The sequence below is a fragment of the Luteolibacter arcticus genome, from assembly GCF_025950235.1.
Taxonomy (GTDB): Bacteria; Verrucomicrobiota; Verrucomicrobiia; order Verrucomicrobiales; family Akkermansiaceae; genus Haloferula; species Haloferula arctica.
The window spans coordinates 355248-374821 of sequence record NZ_JAPDDT010000006.1 but is presented as its reverse complement, the minus strand read 5'-3'; the positions used below and the strand labels follow the sequence as shown (position 1 = coordinate 374821).

Below are 19574 nucleotides of genomic sequence, written 5' to 3'. Positions count from 1 at the left end.
CTCTAACAGCGCTTCGCTTCGTGGATCCACGGACGAAGCTTCGCGAGCTCCGCTTCCGCCACACTCTCCAGCGACTCGGGCAGGCGGAAGCTCCAGTTGCGCGGTCCCACGGTGCCAGGCGAATTGATGCGGTCAGTGAGGTCGCAGAGATCCGTGATCATGATCGCCGCATAGCGCGAGCGGGAATCTAACAACGCTTTGAACAATGCCTCCTTCACCGACGCGTCATAAGGTTGGTCCGGCTCGATGCCGGCAAACTCCGCCATCAGCCGCAGGTTGTTCGTCGCGCCATGGCGCTCGCCATCATCCGCCTCCTCGTCCGCCGCGAGTGCGCGGAAGTTCTCCCACATCGCCGGCAGCGAGTCGTGATCGTGCGTCGCGTAAGTCGCGAACGAACACTCGGGCAGATCCTCTGGCATGATCACGTGGCCCTCACCATCGGCATCCCAGTGCGGTACGCGGAAGCCCGCCACATCCAGCGAAGCAAGGTGCGGCCTCACATACTCCGGCACGCAGCCGAGGTCCTCGCCCACCACCGCGGCTCCATGCGAAGCCTCGATGACCATTCGCAGCCGCACATCGCCATCGAAGCGATTCGCTGCCTGATGCTCTGGCGTATCATCCGGTCGCGGATTCCAACCGGGCAAGGGTCCGCCGGTCAGCTCGATGGCCTGATCCTCGGTTAGATCCAGAAACTCGGCATTCCGCTGTGGCAGCCATGGGAACGAATAAATCCGGTAGAAGCCGAGCACATGATCGATGCGGAAGATGTGGAAGATGTCGGCTAGCATCGAGATTCGCTGACGCCACCACGGGAAATCCTCGGCTTCCATTCGATCCCACCGGTAAAGCGGGATGCCCCAGTTCTGCCCCCACTGCTGGATGAAGCGATCGTATTTGAACATCCTCTCCGGCGGTGCGCCGCCGCACCAGTCGAGGTCGAAGTCCTCGCGATTGAAGAACACGTCGGCCGAGTAGCGGCTCACGCCGATAGGGATGTCGCCCATCAGTTTCACGCCCTTGTGGTCGGCATGTTCGCGTACCGAACACCATTGGAGAAAACACAACCACTGGACCCACGCATAGTAATCCAGCCGTTCATCCACCCCCGCGCCATCGGCTGCCTTTCGGGCTGTCAGGTGAGCCAGCGCGCCCTCGACCGATTGCATCGGCTCCGGCCAGTAGTCCCATGCCTCCGAGCCACCGGCCTCATCCATCAACCAACGATAGATGCAGTAATTCTCCAGCCATGCCTTCTCCTCCCTCTGGAAGCGGAAGAAAGCCACATCGCCCGGGCCGGCATGGAAGCGCTTCCATGCCTTCTCTAGCAGCGTGCGCTTGGCCTTCCGCACGGCCGGGTAGTTCACACTGTCCGCATGGAGAATCTCGCCGAGTTCCTCACGCGCGGCCTCGATGTCCGCCACTTCGAGGCCGGGAATCTCCCCCAGCTCCATCGTGAGAAACAGCGGCTCGAGCGCTACCGAGGAGATCGCGTTGTAAGGGCTGTCGTCCCCGCCGGTTTCATTCAGCGGCAGCAACTGCAGGAAGCCGATCCCGTTCGCCGCGCAGCGGTCGATCCACTGCTTCAAGGCACGGGTATCACCGATACCGAGGTCCCCGTCGCGGCGGGGCGTGAAGGCGGGCAGGAGGAGGCCGGCGAGGCGAACGGACATGCCGGGGAGGCTGGCAGGCATCGTGCCACGTTCCAGCGCGAAGCGTGTCCCCGCTGGGTGCGCGGGCCGATGACCCGCTGAACTACCGGAAGAGCCTGCTGCCTGTTCAAGTCCGCATCGCCAAGTCAGCCGTGCCAGTGCTTCGGCGGGCCAGCGGCCCGCGCACCCAGGAATCAAGCAATCAGCTCCTGAATCGGATCCGCCCCTTCCACCCCGACGAGCTTCTGATCCAGCCCACCGTAGAAATACGTCAGGTGGTTCGGATCCAGCCCCATCTGCTGGAGCACCGTGGCGTGGAGGTTCTTCACCTGCACGCGGTCCTTCACCGCCTCGCCGCCTAGCTCGTCGGTCTCGCCGAAGCTGGTGCCACCCTTGATCCCGCCACCGGCCATCCAGGTGGTGAAGCCGTAGGCATTGTGGTCGCGGCCGGTGCCTTCGGCATACTCCGCGGTCGGCTGACGGCCAAATTCGCCACCCCAGATGACCAGCGTTTCATCCAGCAAGCCGCGCTGCTTCAGATCCTGCAGCAGACCGGCGATCGGCTTGTCGGTGTTGCCAGCGTGGTACTCGTGATTCTTCACCAGGTCGCCGTGGGCATCCCAGTTGTCGTCATTGTGCGCGCCACCGGAATAGATCTGGATGAAACGGGTACCGCGCTCGACGAGGCGGCGTGCGAGGATGCACTTCCGCGCGAAGTCATCCGTGCGACCGCCGTCCATGCCGTAGAGCTTCTTGATATGCTCCGGCTCGCTTTCGACATCGATGGCTTCCGGCGCGGTCGCCTGCATGCGGTAGGCGAGTTCGTAGGAGGCGATGCGCGCGGCGAGGTCGCTGTTATGCTCGCGGCCCTTGAGGTGGGACTGGTTGATGTCACCCAGGAAATCGAGCATCGAGCGCTGCTGGACGCGATCCATGCCCGGGCGATTCTGCAGGTTGAGAATCGGATTCCCCTGCGAACGGAAGACCACGCCCTGGTAGCTCGCGGGCATGTAGCCGCTGCTCCAGTTCTTGGCGCCGGAGATTGGGCCGCCGGTCTTGTCCAGCATCACCACATACCCGGGCAGGTTCTCATTGAGCGAGCCGAGGCCGTAGTTGATCCACGATCCAAGCGACGGCTTGCCGGTGAGCAGCGAGCCGCTGTTCATCATCAGCATCGCCGAGCCGTGGATCGGCGAGTCCGCCGTCATCGAGTGGATGAAGGCGATGTCATCGACACAGCCGCCGATGTTCGGAAAGAGCTCCGACACCCATTTGCCGGACTCGCCGTATTGGCGGAACTTCCACTTCGGACCAACCACCCGGCCCTCGTTCTTCTTGCCACCGCGGCCGAAGGTCTTGACCGGGATGGTCTTGCCATCGAGCGGATACATCTTCGGCTTGTAGTCGAAGGTATCCATGTGGCTCGGGCCGCCATACATGAAGAGGAAGATCACCGACTTCGCCTTGGCCGGAAGCTGCGGCTGCTTCGGCGCGAGCGGGTTGTCGTAGCCCGCCTCAGCCGCGAAAGCCCCGTCGCGCGACAGCATGCCGGCAAGCGCCAGCGAGGTGAATCCGCCACCGATCTGGTGGATGAACTCACGGCGATGGACGCGACCGCAGAAGTTGCCAGTGGGTGGGCGCAGGATCATGGCTAGTCGAGATAGAAGAATTCGTTGAAGCTGAAGACGGCGACGGCGAAGCGCTGCAACGCCATCTCCGGCGCGAGCTTGCTGTCGGTCTTGAGCTTGTTGATGAAGGCGAGCGAGCGGATGACTTCGCCCTCATCCGGCTGGCGCGAGACCACGAGCTCGAAGGCGCGCTTCACCTGGGCCTGGAGGTCGCCGGGATGCTCGCTATCGAGGCGCTTGGCCAAGGCGGTTGCCTTGTCGTGGATGAACTCGCTGTTCATCATCGCCAGCGCCTGCGTCGGCACGGTCGTGGTGAATCGCACCGGACAGGTTGTATCGGTGTCGGCGAGGTCGAAGTCGGTAAACATCGGCGGCTGCAGCGAGCGCTTGATCTTCACGTAAACGCTGCGGCGGTTCGCCTGGTCCGGCGGACTGTTGCCCCACTTGCCACCCTTGGTCGAAGAGGTCGCGAGCACTTCCTCCGGCATCGGGATGAAGATGCTGGGACCTTTCATTTCCAAGTTCAGCTCGCCGGTGCTCAGTAGGATGGAGTCGCGCAATTCCTCCGCCCCGAGGCGGCGCGGATTGAAGCGCCAGAACAGATCATTGGCAGGATCGGCCGCGGCTTCCTTGGTGTCGGATGCGATTGAAAGCCGATAGACCTTGGAGTTCAGCAGCAGGCGATGCATTGCCTTCACGCTCCAGCCCCTCGCGACGAACTCGGTGGCGAGCCAATCCAGCAGTTCGGGATGCGTCGGCGCGGTGCCGAGATAGCCGAAGTCATTCGGCGTCGGGCTCAGGCCGCGACCGAAATGGTGCTGCCAGATGCGGTTCACCATCACCCGCGAGGTCCGCGGATTGTCGGGACGGGTCATCCACTTCGCCAGCGCGAGACGCCGGCCACTGGTCTTGGCGTCGGCGGCGGGCGGTGTCACCGCGGCCACCTCGCCACCCCAGATCGCGGGAAAGCCGGGCTGAACTTCATCGCCCTCGGCATGGGCACTGCCGCGCAGATGGATGTGCGTCGGCGGCGGCACCGGGCCGCCTTCCGTGACCACCATCGCCTCGATACCCGGCGACCTTTTCAAGTTCTCGATCTCTTCCAACCGGGCCTGGCCACGGCGGTAGGTTTCGCGATCCTTGCGGCTGACCGAGCGATACTGACGATTGAGCACCAGGTCGGACGGGGTGACAGCATCGATCTCCAAGCCGAGGTCAAAGAACTGTCCGCCCGCGGTCTGGTGGACATGCACGGACAGCACGTTGCGACCGGTCTGGAGTGCCGACATGAACTCGCGCGATGCGGTGATGCGCTCGTAGTCGGCCACGTGATGCTCGCGACGGAGCACCGGCTGGCCGTTGAGATAAATCTCGATGTTCTCGTCGTGGTAGAGATGCAGCAGCACCGACTTCGGAATCGTTTCGAGGCCGAAGGTGGTTTGCAGCCAGATGTCCTGGCCGGTCCACACGGTGCGGGCCTGCACTCCGGGAGCGGCGGTGCCAAAGCCGGCGGGACCCTGCTGCCAATTCGCACGCTCGGCGCGGAACCCGACCGCCGACCAGTCTTCCTCCGGCGGCTTGGTCGTGTAGAACCAATTCGTCGGGCGCAACCGGGCATCGGTGACGAGCCAGCGGTCCGTCGCGGTCAGGTTGCTCACCCGCGCGGCAACTTCCGGATTGGTGCGCTGGACATTCGTGAGGGCGCCTTCCTCGCACTTCGCCATCCACTCGCGGATCCGCTTTTCCTCAGCACCGAGTTCGGTAAGCTGCAGGTCGCGGTTTTCCGCAAGTTCGGGAGAGTGGATGAATTGCGTCTGCTTGCCCCCCTGCCCCATCGGCTCGATGCCGCGGAAGAAGGACGTGAACTTGAAGTAGTCCGATTGCGGGATCGGGTCGCCCTTGTGATCGTGGCAACGGGCGCAACCCGCGGTCATCGCGAGGAAGCCCTCGGTGACGGTGCGGACATTGTCATCGAGCACATCAAAGAAGTGCTGCTTGCGATCAGCCGGCTCGTCGTCCCACGCCATCAGGCGCAGCATCCCGGTGGCGATCTGCGAGTCGGCGGTCTTGTCGGGCAATTCGTCGCCGGCGATCTGCTCGGCCACGAAACGGTCGTAAGGCTTGTCGTCGTTGAAGCTGCGGATGACGTAGTCGCGGTAGCGCCAGACGAAGGGCTTCTCGTTGTCCCGCTCGAAGCCATTCGACTCGGCGTAGCGGACGATATCCAGCCAGTGGCGCGCCCACTTCTCGCCATACTGCGGGGTGGCGAGCAAGCGGTCCACTTGCTTGCTCCACGCATCGGGCGAGGCATCCGCCTCGAACGACTTGATCTCCTCCAGCGATGGCGGCAGTCCGGTCAAGTCATACGACAAACGTCGTAGCAACGCCGCCTTCGACGCTTCGCCGACCGGTTTCAGCCCCTTCTCATCCAGCTTGGCGAGGACGAAGGCATCCACCGGGTTCACTGCCCATGCCGGGTCGGAGACCTTCGGCGGCTCGGGCCGCTCCATCGGCTTGTAGGACCAGTGCGCCTTGGTCTTCTCGTTGACCTCGGTCACCCCGGCGAGCGGGTCGTGGATTTCCACCAGGACGTCGGCATCTTCCGGCGTCCACGGCGCTCCCATTTCCAGCCAGCGGGTGATCTTTTCCTGATCCTCATCTGGCAATTTGCCGCGTGGCGGCATCTGCAGGTCCTCATTCTGGTACGAGAGAGCTTCCAGAATGATGCTCTTCGCCGGGTCGGTCTCGTTGAATGCCGCGCCATGCGCGCCCCCTTTCATCAGGCCCTTGCGGCTGATGAGCTGGAGTCCGCCGCGGACCTTGGGGTGGCCCTTTTCATCGAGGCCGCCGTGGCACTTGAAGCAGTTCTGCTCCAGGATCGGCTTCACCTCGTTGCGAAAGAACTCCACGCCCTCGGTCTCCACCGCTCCCAGAGGGGACGCGGCGAGGGTCAATGCGCCGAGACCGATGACCAGCGAGTACCTCATGCAATCTGGGACAGAACGGCCCCGAAGCGGCTGGAAATTTCATCCGCGTGGGCTTTTACCACGGCTCCGAAGGAATCGAGCTGGGTATCCGGAATCCGCGAAGACGGCGCGGTGATCCACAGCGCCGCGATCACGCCGCCGGTGGCACCACGGATCGCAGCCCCGATGCAGGTCTGGCCTTCCATTTCTTCCGCAAGGTCGAACCCGTATCCCCGTACCGCAACTTCTTTGAGGTGGTTCAGGAATTCCTCGTGGGTGGTGATCGTGTTCGGGGTGAAGCGAGGCAGCTTCATCCGCATCACGCGCTGGATGCGCTCTTCCTCCGGCAGGCCCGCCAGCATCGCCTTGCCCGGCGCGGCGGTGTGCAGGCAGAAGCGCGTGCCGGCATCGACCGCGAACTTGAAGTGGTGGGTGCCGAGCGCTTGGTCGAGCACCACGCCTTCGGTATCGATCATCGTGCCGAGCAGCGCGGTCTCGCCGGTCGCGTCGCGCAGGCGGCGCATCACGTCGATCGACTTCTCGAAAAGGTTCGCGTCGGTCACCGACATCGCACCGAGCACCAGCAGGCGCGGCGTCAGGCGGTAGCGCTTGGTGCCTTCGACTTTCTCCAAGAAGCCGCGGTTCTCGAGCGTCACCGCGATGCGGAATGCGCTGTTCTTCGGGATCTTGAGTTCGACGCCCAAGTCACTCACGTTGATCCCCTCGGGACGGGAGCTCAGCAGCTCCAGCATCACGAGTGCACGGTCGAGGTTTGGTACAATATATCGCGCGCGAGGGTTGTCGGCGCTGTTCTCCCAGTCAGATTCGTTTGTCATATCGAACGCGGTGCGTGCCCCATTACAAAGGGGATGCTCCGTGTCTTTCAGAATCCCGCCGACAAATCCATCACAAACCCGCCCACTGCCGGCCCCAAATAATCACGAAGGGCAAGGTGAATAGGCTGACCACCGTGGTTGCAATGACGATCTGCACCGCCACCCCCGGCCGGCCGCCGTAAACTTTCGCTAACATGATGGGCGTCATGGCCGACGGCATGGCCGCCTGGACCACCAAGACCTGCTTGAGCGCCAACGGGGCGGGGAGGAATTTCGCCGCCGCCAGCAGCAACATCGGCAACACCGCCAGCCGCACGACCACCCCGCTAAGCACGATCTTCGGCGAAGGCCGCTCCGCCCCGATCAGGTCGCTGACCAGCGCCCCGGTGATGAGGAGCGCCACCGGGAAGGCCCCGGCCCCGATCCACGCCATGGCCCTGCGCATCGGCTCGCCGACCGGGTGCCCGCCAGCCGTTTCCAAATAGCGGTCCAGCCCGCTGCCCACCAGCACCAGCCCGAGCAGCACGGAAATCACAGGCCCGTTCACCAGCTTCTTCCACGGGATGGTCTTCTCCCCCGACAAAATCATCACCCCCACCGACCAAATCGCCAGCTCCACCCCTAGATTGTGGACGAACAGCATCGCGATCGCCCCGGTACCGGCCCACATCAGCTCGACCACCGGAATCGCCGTGTAGCCGAAATTCTGCACTCCCGTGGCCAGCGTGAAGGTCCGCTTTCCCGAGCCTTTCTGAAATTGCAGCAGACCCGCCAATAACCACGCCCCCGCAAACCCGAGCACCGTGAGCCCGAAGCCGAGCCCAATCCCCCAGATCACGTCCCCGCCATTCCGGACGCTCTCGCTGCCGAGGATCTTGTCGAGAATGAAGCAGGGATACAGGACACTGAACACCAGCCGAAACACCGGCTCGTCCTGATCCACCTTCAGAACCCGCAATTTCCGCAAAAGGGCACCCGCCAGAATGATCAAATAAACCGGCAGCACCGCCGCGAGAACCGCCTTGGAAGTATCCACGGCACGGAGCATTTCCGGCCCCTCCCCTCCCCACAAGCCGGATTCCTGAAGGAAAAAACACGATTTCACCGCCAAGACGCCAAGGACGCGACTCTTTGCAGTGAGGAGAACAACGAAACGAGCGAAACGAGCGAAATTGAAGAAGCAAGGCCACGAGTCCTTGGCGGAGCTTTACCGCAAAGACGCCGAGCCCGCAGAGTGACGCCGAGTGACGATCCGCAATCGCCCGTGATCCACATCCTCTCAAAAAAATCTCCGCGTTCCTCCGCGACCTCTGCGGCTCGGCGGTTCCATCCAATGTTAGGGAGACCGTCCCAATCCCCGCCATCCCCCCGAATCCTCTTCACTTGGCGACCTTGGCGTCTTGGCGGTGAAATCCTCCACCACCAGCAGCCACAAAGCCCCCACTTCCCCTGCTCTTAAGATTTCGTCAATTTCGCCCCTTTCGTTGTTTCCCCTCTCCGCTGCCCCGTCTCCCGCGCACCCACTTCCCGCTTGGCAGTTCGCTTTCCCCCGGTAACGTCGCCGTCACACGACAGGAGAGTTCCCCGATCGCGGAACTGAGAATGGCCGGCGCACGCGGCGAAAATCCTCCGAACCTGAAGCGGGTCGCTCCGCCCTAGGAAGCTCGTCATTACCCGAACTTTTCCTTCCGGCCGCGCTCCACCCAGCGCGGCCTTTTTCTTTCCCACTTCTTCACTCTCAACTCTCAACCACCCACTCTCAACTCGACCATGATCGCCCCTGAAGAATCCACCGGCGCCGCCACGGCAGAATCCCACGACGCCTCCCGCGCTCCCCTGCCCGCCTCGACCCGCGTTTACGTCCAGGGAGAGCTCTTCCCGGAAGTCCGCGTGCCAATGCGTGAGATCGCGCTCTCCGATACCAAATCCTTCAACGGCCGCATCGAGAAGAACGAGGCCGTCCGCGTCTATGACTGCTCCGGCCCGTGGGGCGATCCCGCTTTCACCGGCACCTCCGACGAAGGCCTGCCGCCGCTCCGACGCGACTGGATCCTCGCCCGCGGCGACGTCGCCGAATACGAGGGCCGCAAGGTCCAACCGCAGGACAATGGCTACCTCACCGAGAAGCACGTCGAGTTCGCCTCCAAGTCCGAGCGCGCGAACAAGTTCGTCGAGTTCCCCGGCCTCACCTCCGACCGCCGCATGCCGCTGCGCGCCACCGGCAAGCCCGTCACGCAGAAGTGGTATGCCGACAATGGCATCATCACGCCCGAGATGGAATTCATCGCCATCCGCGAGAACATGCGCCGCGCCAAGATCGCGGACATGAAGGAGGACATCGTCCGCAATCACCTCGACAAGCAGCACGCCGGCTCCAATCAGCTCCCGGACAGCCCGTACACGCCGAACATCTTCCGCCGCTTCCCGCAGCGCATCCCGGCCGAGATCACGCCGGAGTTCGTCCGCAGCGAAGTCGCCGCCGGCCGCGCGATCATCCCGCTCAATGTAAACCACCCGGAGTGCGAGCCGATGATCATCGGCCGGAACTTCCTCGTGAAGATCAATGCCAACATCGGCAACTCCGCCGTCGCCTCCTCCATCGAGGAGGAAGTGGAGAAGATGCGCTGGGCCACCAAGTGGGGCGCGGACACGGTGATGGACCTTTCCACCGGCAAGAACATCCACGCCACCCGCGAGTGGATCCTTCGCAATTCCCCCGTGCCCATCGGCACCGTGCCTATCTATCAGGCGCTGGAGAAAGTGAACGGCAAGGCCGAGGACCTCACCTGGGAACTCTACCGGGACACCCTCATCGAGCAGGCCGAGCAAGGCGTCGACTATTTCACCATCCACGCCGGCGTGCTGCTGCGCTTCGTGCCCATGACCGCCAGCCGCATGACCGGCATCGTCTCACGCGGTGGATCCATCATGGCAAAGTGGTGCCTCGCCCATCACAAGGAGAACTTCCTCTACACCCATTGGGACGAGATCTGCGACATCTGCGCCGCCTACGATGTCTCCTTCTCCATCGGCGATGGCCTCCGCCCCGGCTCGATCGCGGACGCGAATGACAAGGCCCAGTTCGGCGAACTCGAAGTGCAGGGCGAGCTCACCACCCGCGCCTGGGCGAAGGGCTGCCAGGTCATGAACGAAGGCCCCGGCCACGTCCCCATGCACATGATCGAGGAGAACATGGCCAAGCAACTCGAGTGGTGCCACGAGGCCCCCTTCTACACCCTCGGGCCATTGACCACCGACATCGCCCCCGGCTACGACCACATCACCAGCGGCATCGGCGCCGCCATGATCGGCTGGTACGGCTGCGCCATGCTCTGCTACGTCACGCCAAAGGAACACCTCGGCCTGCCTAACAAAAAGGACGTCAAGGACGGCGTCATCACCTACAAGCTCGCCGCCCACGCCGCCGACATCGCCAAGGGCCACCCCGGTGCCCAGTACCGCGACAACGCCCTCAGCAAGGCCCGCTTCGAGTTCCGCTGGGAAGACCAGTTCAACCTCGGCCTCGACCCCGTCACCGCCCGCGAATTCCACGACGAAACCCTCCCGCAGGACGGTGCCAAAACCGCCCACTTCTGCTCCATGTGCGGCCCCCACTTCTGCTCGATGAAGATCAGCGAAGACGTCCGCCAATACGCCGCCGAACAAGGCATCGCCGAAGAAGAAGCCATCGCCAAGGGCATGGAAGAAAAGAGCAAGGAGTTCACCGAGGCTGGGGCGGAAGTCTACGTGCCTGCATGATGAGCGCCGCCACTCCTGTTGCCCCTTCCTCCAGCGTTTACAAAATCCTCCGATCGCCTATCTTGCAGCCATGAAAACGAAAATGCCGGAACCGGAAATCATCACCCGCAAGGGCAAGCCGGTCTCCGTCATCCTTCCCATCGAGATTTATCAGGAAATGCTCGAGCGCCTCGAAGACGCCGACGACATCGAATGGCTAAAAAAGGCGCGGAAGAAGCCCCAATCTTTCCGGAATTTGGATGAGGCGCTGGCAGATCTCGGAGCGTAGGTCATGTATCAGCTACTGATCGAGCGTTCGGCAGAGAAAGATCTCAAGAAAATTGCCGCGGAAGAACGCCCGAAGTTGGCAGCTGCCATGCGTGATCTCGCCAATGAACCGCGTCCCATCGGATGCCGCAAACTCGCTGGCTCCGACAACGACTGGCGGATCCGCGTCGGAAACTACCGCGTCATCTACGAAATCGCGGATGAAGTCCGCATCGTGAGAATCGTTCGCGTCCGCCATCGCAAGGACTCCTATCGCTTAACCCTCCATGAACGACACCTCACCGGAAATCGCTGCCATGGTCCACGCCCGCCTGATGGCCAAGACCGGTGAGGAACGGTTCCTCATGGGCGTCCGCATGCACGAAGCCGCCCGCCGCATGGTGATGGCTTCGTTTCCTCCGGGCATTTCTGACCAGCAGCAGAAGCGCATTCTTTTCGAACGCTTCTACGGAAACGAGATCCGCTCAACCCGGACGGGCATCTCCGTACTCCGAAGCCTCGGCGAAGGGGGATGCTCCATGAAGATCAGCGAAGACGTCCGCCAATACGCCGCCGAACAAGGCCTCGCCGAAGAAGAAGCCATCGCCAGGGGCATGGAGGAGAAGAGCAAGGAGTTCGTCGAGAAGGGCGCGGAGGTTTACACACCGGCTTGAGGCTACTAGGTTTTCGCCATGGTCGATCCCGAAGACCTTGTCGGTAGCGAATGGGCGGAGTGGTATCGACTCACTCCCGCCCAGCGCTGGGCCGAATCCGAAAAGCTCTGGCAAACCTACATCGCCTTGGGAGGAAGCCTTGATCCCGAACCCGATACTCAAAGTCCTTTCTTCGATGCGCAGGCACCACGTCCAGTGTCTGCTCATGGGCGGACAAGCGTGCGTGTTCTACGGCGCGGCGGAGTTTAGCCGGAACACCGATCTCGCGATCCTCGCCAGCGATGAGAACCTCGATCATCTCAGGGCAGCCTTGGCTGAACTCCAGGCTGAAGTAATCGCCGTCCCGGGCTTCGAAATTGAGCATCTCCACCGCGGGCATGCCATTCACTTCCGCTGCCGTCATCCCGATGCCGCGGGCATGAGGGTCGATGTCATGTCGTCCATGCGCGGCGTGGCCCCCTTTCCCGAGCTCTGGGAACGGCGCACCACCCTCGAAACCCCGGATGGCACCGTCTGCGATCTGCTGTCCCTGCCCGATCTCGTCCAAGCCACGAAAACCCAGCGCGACAAGGACTGGCCAATGATCCGCCGCTTGGTGGAAGCTCACTACTTCGAACGCCCGGCCGATCCCACTCCGCCACAGATCCTTTTCTGGCTCCGTGAACTCCGCACCGCCTCCCTCCTGATCGAGTGCGCCGCGAGATGGCCTGAAGATTGTCGCCAGCAAGCCCCCATCCGGGAATCCCTTCGACACGCGTGGGCCCAAAACGAATCCGCCCTCGAAAGCGCCCTCGCAGCCGAGGAGCAAGCAGAACGACTCCGCGACAAGGAGTATTGGCTACCGCTCAAAAAGGAACTGGAAGCCATGCGCAGAGCCCGCTAGGCCTAACATGACAGCCGCAAACCCTGCCGCCCCATGATTTCCCTCCTCCTCCCCGCCGACATCGCCAAGGGCCACCCCGGTGCCCAGTCCCGCGACAACGCCCTCAGCAAGGCTCGCTTCGAATTCCGCTGGGAAGACCAGTTCAACCTCGGCCTCGACCCCGAAACCGCCCGCGAATTCCACGACGAGACCCTCCCGCAAGACGGCGCCAAAACCGCCCACTTCAGCTCCATGTGCGGCCCCCACTTCTGCTCCATGAAGATCAGCGAGGACGTCCGCCAATACGCCGCCGAGCATGGCATCTCCGAGGAAGCAGCCATTGAGAAAGGCATGGAGGAGAAGAGCCAGGAGTTTGTCGAGAAGGGCGCGGAGGTTTCAGCAGGCTTAGCAAAAAGAGATAAGTTTCGATTAATCTGCACTAGCGAAACTGGAAGCTCAAGCATATCCAGATAACCCATAGAAGTGCTTACCGCTGCCGTCCTGCCGCACGAATGTTCATCCACAAGCCCTGACCCATTCATGGAAACTTCGGATGACGAAACCGTGGAACCTACAAGTGCTCACACCGCACTGGAGGGATATTTTTACCAGCTCAAGGTTTCCGTCCTATTCGCCCTCGATCTACTTGCTAACAAACAGCTCACTAATCAAATCATCTTGGAGCCTGTCAGCGAAGAGGATCTCGAAGCAGAATTCGAAAACGAACCAAGTGCTTTGACCCAAGGAATGACGGTCAGCACAAAACGTCTGGTAGTGCAATGCAAGCTACGCAGCACCGGTCCTTGGAAGATTGAAGATCTTACGAGACTCCTGGCTCACGGAAAAATCCGAAAACCTGCAAGAGATCGTCTGAAAGAGCCCAATATCAGCTACCTTCTTGTGACATCAGCGGACCTTGTCGGTGTTGCGCGAAACTTGGCAGTCGCAGGCCCGTGGCAGTGGAATCACCTGAAGGAAATGCCCGCAACAATAACGAAGGCGCTACCTGCGGCGTCTGACGGGCGAGTCGCCGTCTGGAGTCGTTTGGACATGGAGAAAGTTGAGCATCAAATTGACAAACTATTGACCAATCGGTTCCGCGTTCCGACCAGCAAAATAGCGAATTGTAACGCGAAACTTGAACAAGAAGCTCTCGCCCGCATTAAGGGTGCTGGAGGTGGCATCTGGACCCGCGCCGACGTCATCAACATCGTCAGCAATCACGACGGATACGACGGGGTGTCGAGAGATCTCCAGGCATTCGTGCCGCCGACAAACTGGGAAGAACTCAAACAGCTCATGGGAGCTAAAAATGCCGTTGTGATCACTGGTCCATCTGGCACTGGAAAAACAACGACGGCAAAAGCGTTGATTGCGACACTCCGAGATGCCAGTCCGCATCTGACACATGTTCAGGTCAGCGGAGGCCCAGAGCAAATTCGGAATGACATCACGCCAGGCTCGATTGTCTACGAAATTGAAGATCCTTGGGGGAAATATAGAGCGGAGCCAACGGCATTGCCCTGGAACGACGCGATCAATGCGTTTCTTCACTCCGCATCAGCAGATCGAAAGTTCGTCATCACAAGTCGGTCTGATGTCTTGAAGGCTGCGGACCTTAAGTCCCTCGACAAAAGATACACCATTGAGCTGTCGGAGGGGCACTACCGGAAGGCTGATCGAAGCAATCTCTTTGACAATCGCCTAAAAGCCATGCCACGCGGTGAGCAGATCTCTGCGCTGAAGTATAAGGCCGATGTGACAAAGAATCTTTTGCTACCGCTTGAAATCGAGCGGTTTTTCGGCAGCGCGGCACTGGGAGCGAAAGTGGATGAAACCGAAGCCACGTTCATGCACCGCTGTATCGACCAGGCCAAACAAGAACTCATTGAGACAACCCTTATTCTAGGCATCAAGGAACGCAACGATTGGGAGCAAGCTGCAGTAATCTGGGCGCTTATGAAGGCCCGCAAGCGTATCACATTTGGTGCACTCGAGGAGTTGGAACCCGACCTCTACGGGAAATTACCAACCCTTGAAGACAAGCTCCTGCCTTTTGTTAGCTTTCTCGTTGCTGGTGGCAACCTCAAGCAAAACGCAGCCGAGATCAGCTACGCGCACCCGCGGGTTGAAGCCGGGCTGGAAGAAGCAGCGTTGAAGAACGCGAATAAGACGTCGCGCGTCATTGGCCAGCTTGTTGATTCCCTAATCGAACTCGATCAAGTGACGGGCACCGACTGGGGAACGGAGACAGCTGCTCTGATCCGCGCCGCGATATTTCCGATAAAGAAACTGAAAGTTCGAGTTCCTTCCACAAGACAAGCGAAAATAGACAATTGGTTGATATCGCTCTTGGGTCGCAATGAGCCCACATTTCGAGATGATCTGGCTCTCGCCGCTAAGTCTGGATCGCCGACATGTGCTGTAGCCGAGCTCGCAAGGTGGCTGAATGAGAGCCCGATCGATAAGAACTGGTTCAATATGAGGTCTTGGAAGGAACCGGAAAAACCTCAGGATTGGTACGATTGGCTTTCAAATGAACCGCACACTCATGCCATATGTACAACCTTCATACAAAGCGTTCTTGGCTTCGCGCACAACTCATTTCCTAGCAGCTTTTATCAATCGGTTGCAAAACTCTCACCAAATCTCGTCTCGGCATTTAGAACCGGCATCAGCGAAATAATCCGGCACGGATACAATTTAAATTCTGAATCATTGATCAATGGCGCACTGGTGGACCTAGAGGGCTTTGAGTGTGTCATACCAGAGGCGGCAGATGAATGGGACAGAGTCATCAGCTCTCATGACCGAAAATTTGAACTCGCCATCCACAATGAGGATCTAGACTCTTACGCAGCCGATCACTACTCGGAAAGCGCAGCCGAAGACGGTTACACAGCAGGCGAGGTGCTGAAATCCTACGTTGTAGCACGACGAGACGCAGGTGAGTGGCAGAAATTAGCGAATCATCAACGCCGTGATTCCTTTATCTGGGATTGGATCAATTGCGTTAATGGAACCGATGATTTTGATGAGGCTGAGTTGATTGCCATCGGAACTATCGCCAGCAATCATCGGCATGAAAATTTGTTTTGGGATGCAGCGAAAAAGCACTTTACGCAGTCGCTGGCAGAACTTCTAGAAGTGCGACTAAGAGAGGGATCTGACGACCGGTCAATACGTGCCAGCGCTGCGTCAACGGCACTCGTTCACGCACCCGCTCTTGTTAGCAAGTTGTTTTCAGAATCTGGGGGACTCTCTGTGGAGCGAAAACTTGAGCTGGCGACGGATATGAAAGAGTCCCTGCAAGCCGACGAACAGACGACCGCAGCCCAACTTGCCGTCATCGAAAAACACACTGCTGAAGCGGGGGATGATTTGGCTCAAGCGATCCACCTGATCTTGGATTTCCCCAATGCGGAAGCTTCTCCACGCTCGGCCAACATACTCCGATCCATTCCTGACTCAGCGCGACCGGAACTTAATCTCGGCGTTGCTAGGGTGCTTGCTCGATGCGGCGACAACGTTTCGAACCGGATTGATCGGATTCTGACAACTACTCATAACGTCTCAAAAGAGAACATCGAACTCGTGAATCGAGCCATGGAGCTCGGTGTCGCTCAGGACAACCAACGCCTGATAACGGTAGGATTGAGCCACGAATTTGCTCGTTGCCGAGTAACGGCGATGAACGCATTTTTCTCCAAATCATCGACACCATTGCCGCCAGAATTACGAGACATGAGGAGAGATAGCAGCAGCCTTGTCCGCAAGCGCCTTGTAGCCATGCTGGAAGAAAGACCTCACGACAGCCATACGGACGCACTAATAGACCTAACCTTCGACACATGGACTCCCGACCACCATGGCCAAGATGACGTGGAGTACCCAATCGCGGAAAAAGCGGCCAAACTCTTGCTCGCTCAAGCGACTCTCAGTAATGACGCTTATAAGCGAATTATCAAGTCGCTTAAGAAGAGCGACAACAACAGCGTCAGAATGACGCTGTTGCAATCAATGGTCAAGCACGGCTCCCCTGCTCGTCGCGACAAGATCGTGGAGATTGCGATTGGCGAGGGAAACCCAATATTTCAACGACTCTCAGCAAAAGCCCTTTATTTTCAGAGTGAATTTTTAGAAGAACGGCAACTGGATCTTATCGCCGACGAAAACGTCGGGTCAGTGAGTTCAGAAGTCGCATGCTGGCTTGTGTTGACTTTGGTTGCGAGGTCATCCGATGCACGCATTTTAAAACTTACCGAATCTCTCGCCATCAACGCGGATCGTTCCGTTCTCAATGCGTTGATCTATCTGGCCACCTTCGATAACGTCCGCGACAAGCTTAATTCGGCAATCGCCAATCTTCTCCCTGCCAGTAAAATATCAGCCCTAAACGACACCTTATCATCTGGTGATACTTCGGACCTCGACTACCTCGACTACCTCGACGATCTCGGAGAAGTGCGGATGGTGGAAGAAGTGAAAGACTTCATTCGCGCATTCGCTTAATGCGCCCCGGGAGGCAGTCCTTGAAATTTGAATCTGTCAGGCTCAAACCTGCCGTGCGACCACCCATCCTGATGCTCTGGTTTGTGGCTAAAGGTCCGGCAAAATGCCTGTTCCTTTATAAAGAAATTCAATCGACGGGATCTCGATGGGATGCGGCCCCGACTCTCAAGCGTTGAAGCCTAACAAGGCGCAACACTCTCACGGATTCCCATCGTCGGATCGCGGTGCATGGCCGGCTTTGAGCTCTGCGATCTCGGCCTCGAGGCTGGCGAGTCGCGCCTCGATGGCGGCACGCCAATCGTTCTCCGCAGGAGTGTCGGCGGCGGCGGAAGGGGTGACGGTGCCGGAGGAGCCGTCTGCGGCGGCGGGTGAAAGGAGGTGGACGAAGGTCTCGACCCGGCGGCCTTCGCCGACGGGGATACGGCGGACAAGCGGACCGTGCGGGTAGTCGATGAACCACGTGAGCGTCTCTTCCACATCCTCCAGGGAGGAGAAGGTGTGCAGCCGATCGGTGCGCTGGCGGATTTCCCCGGCGCTCTGGGGACCGCGAAGCAGCAGGACGGTCAGGACGGCGCGCTCGCTCCGCTGCATGCTCAGCACGTCCTGGATGCAGTGTTCGAACTTCGGGGTACGGCCGCCAAGGTTCTTTTCGACGAGGTATTTCCCCGAAAGTCCGCGCAGGGCCTCCGCCACTTCGTCTCCGGTGAAGCAGGTGACGGGGTCCCGGCTGGTGGTCTGATTGCAGGCCAGCAGCAGGGAGTTGGGCGTGAGCGGGTAGCTGTCGGGCGTGAGGATTTCCTTTTCCAACAAGCAGCCGAGGACTCTGGCTTCTTGAAAGGTGAGCTGGATTTCAGGGAAGTGCTGCATGGTCGCGCCGAAGTGTGAGGACAGTGGACCCTGAGGCACCACGAGAAAGCACACGGACGCAATGCCTGTCTCTTCATGACGGAAATAGATGAGGTCAGTCCCCGGCTCGAAACATTTCCCATAATTCCTAGCCGCGGGGTGGGTTGTTCAGGTGGCGGGACTGTGTCGGAAATCGTCTTGAATGCGGCGGGGGATCTGCTGCGTTGGCCTGGTCTCCACCGGGTCACCTGGGTCAGTCCTTGAATCTTGAATTTTCCCACCGTGGCGGGCTTACCGTCCCCGATGACGAAGACTTTGAAAACTTGCGGAAGTTCCCTCTTGTCCCCTACTCATCCGCATGCTCCCCATCAACGGCCCGGATTCCGTCTATGACTTCATCCGCCGGACCGCGGAGCGTGACAGCGGCTCGTGCCGGTGGCGGACGGTGGATTACGAGAACAAGCCGCAGTATGACGCCAGCTTGTTCAATGGAGTCGGTGGGATTCCCCTGTTTCTCGCGGCCTACGGGCGGCGGCGCGGGAATGCGGAGGCGTTGGAGCTGGCGCAGGCGGCGCTCGAGTGGTGCGCGGATCCGGAGCGGAAGGGGCCGGTGCGGGGACTCTGCATCGGCAAGGCGGGCGCTGCCTTTGCCGCGTGGCGGACCGGCCTGCAGGATGCCTCGCCGCGGATCGCAGCGCTGTGCGAGCGGGTGACCTCGGCCATCCTGCAGGAGGATCCGGGCCCGTTCACCGACATGCTGGGCGGCGCCGCCTCGAATGGCTGGTATCTCCTCACGGTCTGGCAACGCACCGCCGAACTGCATCTGCTGGCGGGAGCGGAACATTGTGGCGACTGGCTGCTGGCCCAGATGACCCGCGAAGGGTCCGGATGCCACTGCCTCCCGCGGCCGGACGGCGGGTTCGGCGCGGTGCCTTACACGGGCTTTGCCCACGGCATCTCCGGGGTCGCGTTTTTCCTCGCCGCCCTGTTCGAGGCATCGCGCGACGAGCGGTGGAAACAAGCGTCGCTGGAACTCTTCGACACCCTGATCGCCGACGCGCGGCCTGCGCATGGAGGCTGGAATTGGACGCCCCTGCTCGGCACCGGGGAACTCTCGCGCTGCCAGTGGAGCCACGGCGCCGCCGGCATCGGCCCGGCATTCCTGCGGGCTTGGGAAATGCTCGATGAACCCCGCCTGCTCCACGCCGCCCGGATGGCCGGTGAAGCCACCTATCACTACGGCGATCACCGGCAGAACCCCACCATCTGCACCGGCCTGGCAAGCGGCGGCGAGTTGCTGCTGGAGCTATTCCGCGTCACCGGAGAGGACGCGTGGAAGCTCCGTGCCCGCGAGTTCGGCGAAAAGATCCTCACCTACCGCGCCGCCCTTTCCGAAGGCGACGCCTGGCCCACGGACGAACCCGGCCTGTTCTCGCCGGACTTCCTGTTTGGTGCCTCAGGCACCGGCTACTTCCTGCTGCGATGCGAGAGCGCAGGAGAAGTGCCCTCCGCGCTCATGGGCCCGTGGCGGGATCGGGCGTCCTAACGTCACGCCGCAGTCGCCGCCATCCCTACTCACGGAATATCGCATGC

The 19574-nt window shown here is 60.6% G+C and carries 12 protein-coding genes and 2 pseudogenes; 8 read left to right on the top strand and 6 right to left on the bottom strand.

What is annotated here, in order from left to right; translation table 11 throughout:
• Nucleotides 1-2 precede the first annotated feature (2 nt).
• From OKA05_RS15895 to OKA05_RS15875, 5 genes are all read right to left on the bottom strand, one after another.
• Nucleotides 3-1694 (bottom strand): 4-alpha-glucanotransferase, encoded by a 1692-nt coding sequence (locus tag OKA05_RS15895; protein WP_264488153.1) that lies wholly within the window; start codon nt 1692-1694, stop codon nt 3-5.
• A 152-nt stretch (nt 1695-1846) separates the two neighbouring features.
• On the bottom strand, nt 1847-3301 hold the full coding sequence (locus tag OKA05_RS15890) for a DUF1501 domain-containing protein (RefSeq protein WP_264488152.1): 1455 nt from the start codon (nt 3299-3301) through the stop codon (nt 1847-1849).
• A 2-nt stretch (nt 3302-3303) separates the two neighbouring features.
• On the bottom strand, nt 3304-6267 hold the full coding sequence (locus tag OKA05_RS15885; protein ID WP_264488151.1) for a DUF1553 domain-containing protein: 2964 nt from the start codon (nt 6265-6267) through the stop codon (nt 3304-3306).
• The gene (locus OKA05_RS15880) at nt 6264-7082 is read right to left on the bottom strand and encodes an IclR family transcriptional regulator (RefSeq protein ID WP_264488150.1); all 819 of its coding nucleotides are present in this window, start codon (nt 7080-7082) and stop codon (nt 6264-6266) included. The genes OKA05_RS15885 and OKA05_RS15880 overlap by 4 nt, the downstream gene beginning before the upstream one ends.
• A 70-nt stretch (nt 7083-7152) precedes the next feature.
• The gene (locus OKA05_RS15875; protein ID WP_264488169.1) at nt 7153-8130 is read right to left on the bottom strand and encodes an AEC family transporter; all 978 of its coding nucleotides are present in this window, start codon (nt 8128-8130) and stop codon (nt 7153-7155) included.
• A gap of 722 nt (nt 8131-8852) precedes the next feature.
• On the opposite strand from OKA05_RS15875, the gene thiC reads away from it, so the two are divergent.
• From thiC to OKA05_RS15840, 7 genes and pseudogenes are all read left to right on the top strand, one after another.
• Nucleotides 8853-10841: a phosphomethylpyrimidine synthase ThiC gene (gene thiC, locus OKA05_RS15870; RefSeq protein WP_264488149.1), complete on the top strand. Its 1989-nt coding sequence runs from the start codon at nt 8853-8855 to the stop codon at nt 10839-10841.
• A gap of 70 nt (nt 10842-10911) precedes the next feature.
• Entirely contained in the window at nt 10912-11109 is a 198-nt protein-coding gene (locus OKA05_RS15865; protein WP_264488148.1) for a type II toxin-antitoxin system Phd/YefM family antitoxin, read from the top strand.
• A gap of 3 nt (nt 11110-11112) precedes the next feature.
• Nucleotides 11113-11439 (top strand): type II toxin-antitoxin system RelE family toxin, encoded by a 327-nt coding sequence (locus OKA05_RS15860; RefSeq protein WP_264488147.1) that lies wholly within the window; start codon nt 11113-11115, stop codon nt 11437-11439.
• Between the two features lie 181 nt (nt 11440-11620).
• Nucleotides 11621-11761: pseudogene (locus OKA05_RS29350) on the top strand (phosphomethylpyrimidine synthase ThiC); the annotation flags it as partial.
• A 175-nt stretch (nt 11762-11936) separates the two neighbouring features.
• Nucleotides 11937-12644: a hypothetical protein gene (locus OKA05_RS15850; RefSeq protein ID WP_264488145.1), complete on the top strand. Its 708-nt coding sequence runs from the start codon at nt 11937-11939 to the stop codon at nt 12642-12644.
• Nucleotides 12645-12698: 54 nt separating this feature from the next.
• Nucleotides 12699-13019: pseudogene (locus tag OKA05_RS15845) on the top strand (phosphomethylpyrimidine synthase ThiC); the annotation flags it as partial.
• A 144-nt stretch (nt 13020-13163) separates the two neighbouring features.
• Nucleotides 13164-17135, top strand: coding sequence for an ATP-binding protein (locus OKA05_RS15840; RefSeq protein WP_264488144.1), 3972 nt, complete (start codon nt 13164-13166; stop codon nt 17133-17135).
• Between the two features lie 198 nt (nt 17136-17333).
• Here OKA05_RS15840 and OKA05_RS15835 read toward each other — a convergent pair whose 3' ends face one another.
• Nucleotides 17334-18002 carry a YceH family protein gene (locus OKA05_RS15835; protein WP_264488143.1) on the bottom strand — a complete coding sequence of 223 codons (669 nt, stop codon included), beginning with the start codon at nt 18000-18002 and terminating at the stop codon, nt 17334-17336.
• Nucleotides 18003-18339: 337 nt separating this feature from the next.
• Here OKA05_RS15835 and OKA05_RS15830 point away from each other — a divergent pair, with 337 nt between their 5' ends.
• A complete protein-coding gene (locus tag OKA05_RS15830; protein WP_264488142.1) occupies nt 18340-19527 on the top strand; it encodes a lanthionine synthetase LanC family protein in 1188 nt (395 codons plus the stop codon).
• The last annotated feature ends 47 nt before the right edge of the window (nt 19528-19574 follow it).